We start from the raw sequence: 2147 nt of genomic DNA, 5'->3' as shown, positions 1-2147 counted from the left end.
GTGTCTTGTGGGCGTTTTTCTCTCTGTCGCTAATGTACTGATTCTCCTCATACCCGGCAAGCCGCAAAACCGGGTATTATGAGACATTACAAAAGCTGTGGAGATTTTGTCTGTGTCCGAACCCCGGAAACGCATTCCCAAAACCCCGAAAAGGCCCCAGAAGGCGCCCGAGCAGCTGGGCTTTTTTGAACCCGCTCCGGAAGTCCTGGAGGCCTTGGCCACGGCCGAACCCCTGCTGCCGGAATCGGCACCGGAAGTCCCTGCTCCCGTCGTACATACACCGGCCCGCCGCCGGGCAGCGGCAGATGCGGATCGCAAGCACCTGACGCCGCTGGAAGTGGATCGTCTGCTCCAGGCCGCCAAGGACAATACCCGGACCGGGGTGCGGGATCGTTGTCTGATCTTCCTGATGTTCCGCCATGGCCTGCGGGTGACAGAGGCCTGTGCCATGCGCCTGGACCAGGTGGATCTGGACAGCCGGATTCTCCATGTCGAACGCCTCAAGGGCGGATTGTCCACGACCCAGCCCCTCCGAGCCGAGGAACTCCGGATGCTGAAAAGCTGGCTGCAGGAGCGGTCGCGCTGGTTGCGGCAGTGGGATCGGGGGAAAAGCCGCTCAGGGAAGGTGCCGCTGGACCGTCAGGCGCTGTTCCTGAGTACCCGAGGTGCGGCCCTCTCCCGCAAGACCTTCTGGGCCTTGTTGCGGCGCTATGGCGAGGCAGCAGGACTGTCCCTGCCGCCCCACCCGCACATGCTGCGCCATGCTTGCGGTTTTGCCCTGGCTGACCAGGGCGCGGACACCCGGCTGATTCAGGGCTATCTGGGGCACCGGAATATCCAGCATACCGTGCGCTATACCGCCACCAATGCCCAACGCTTTGAAAAATTGTGGCGGTGATGCCTTGCTGGTATAAAAGACACAAGACAACATATTAAATACAGGTGCGTACATGGCTAAGGTCAACATATCTGAAGCGGCGAGAATGGCTGGAAAGAGCCGATCACATCTCTACGAGAAATATATAAATACTGGAGCTATAACGGTAGAATCAGACCGTGATGGGAGAAAGGTTATTGATACATCCGAGTTGCTTAGGGTATTCGGTACACTCCATTTTGACGACAACAAAAAAGATGTACACGAGATCACTGAAGTACATGCTGAGGACAACGATAAAGACATGATCGTCAGCGCCTTACAATCTGAAAATGAAGTGCTGCGTGAATACCTGAGAGCCAAAGAGGAAGAAGTAATCTGGTTGCGTGATCAGGTTAGTAAAACAACAGCCCTGCTAACCCACCAAGAGGATAATCTCGGACCAACGCAAACAAAACGCTGGTGGTGGCCATGGTAAATATTTATAGTTGTACATATGATTTTTGAATGGGATGAAGCCAAGCGTCTTATCAATCTCGAAAAACATGGGGTTGATTTTGTCGACGCACCTAAAATGTGGGTTGGCCCCATGTTGGTGGCGGAAGACACCAGACGAGAATATGGCGAACCGCGTTATATCGGGATGGGTCACATAGAGGGCCGGTTGATGGTTGTTGTTCATACCCATCGGAGCCCAAATGTCGTTCGTGTCATCTCATTACGAAAGGCTAACAGCCGGGAGATTCACGCATATGAAAGCTCAACAAATGGATAAGCCTGTAATCAGAAAGATCACAGGGGATAGTATTCAGGCAGATTCACAGACCGACTGGAAACGAGTAGATGCGTTGAAAGACGAGGATATCGACTACAGTGATGCGCCTGAACTTGGAGCCAGTTTCTGGGAAACGGCAAAAGTCTTGGACCATGGCGCTAAGAAGCCGATCACAATTCGGATTGATCAAGACGTGATCGCATGGTTCAAGTCTCGCGGCGGGCGGTATCAGGTTCTGATGAATAAAGTTCTACGCAGTTATATGGAAAATTTGGATAAACATGACCAGGCTCGTTAGATGGCGTTACTGCCATGACTAATCATCTTCGGCCAGATCGGCATATCCAGAGGGATTTTTTTATTGCCGACATTTTGGATGCGGCACCCAAGGATGATATGGCAAGCATGGAACACCCAATTTTTGCTCTGCGTGCCGGAGACAAAAGAATTCGCAACTACGAACGTGGAAATTACAAGGTTGAGATACAACCAGGT

General features: G+C 52.5%; 4 protein-coding genes and 1 pseudogene. All 5 read left to right on the top strand.

The window, feature by feature from the left end:
- The first annotated feature begins 112 nt into the window (after nucleotides 1-112).
- Nucleotides 113-898, top strand: coding sequence for a tyrosine-type recombinase/integrase (locus B1757_RS14905; protein WP_301179172.1), 786 nt, complete (start codon nucleotides 113-115; stop codon nucleotides 896-898).
- A 52-nt stretch (nucleotides 899-950) separates the two neighbouring features.
- Nucleotides 951-1355: a hypothetical protein gene (locus B1757_RS14900; RefSeq protein ID WP_101539069.1), complete on the top strand. Its 405-nt coding sequence runs from the start codon at nucleotides 951-953 to the stop codon at nucleotides 1353-1355.
- 18 nt (nucleotides 1356-1373) lie between these two features.
- Nucleotides 1374-1652 carry a BrnT family toxin gene (locus tag B1757_RS14895; RefSeq protein ID WP_101539068.1) on the top strand — a complete coding sequence of 93 codons (279 nt, stop codon included), beginning with the start codon at nucleotides 1374-1376 and terminating at the stop codon, nucleotides 1650-1652.
- Entirely contained in the window at nucleotides 1630-1950 is a 321-nt protein-coding gene (locus B1757_RS14890; RefSeq protein WP_216360894.1) for a BrnA antitoxin family protein, read from the top strand. The genes B1757_RS14895 and B1757_RS14890 overlap by 23 nt, the downstream gene beginning before the upstream one ends.
- A gap of 14 nt (nucleotides 1951-1964) precedes the next feature.
- Nucleotides 1965-2147, top strand: a pseudogene (locus B1757_RS15640) (replication initiator protein A); the annotation flags it as partial.

This window comes from Acidithiobacillus marinus (assembly GCF_002847505.1).
In the GTDB taxonomy this organism is placed as follows: domain Bacteria; phylum Pseudomonadota; class Gammaproteobacteria; order Acidithiobacillales; family Acidithiobacillaceae; genus Acidithiobacillus; species Acidithiobacillus marinus.
Note: the sequence above shows the minus strand (reverse complement) of the source record. Positions and strands in the feature narration are given on the sequence as shown.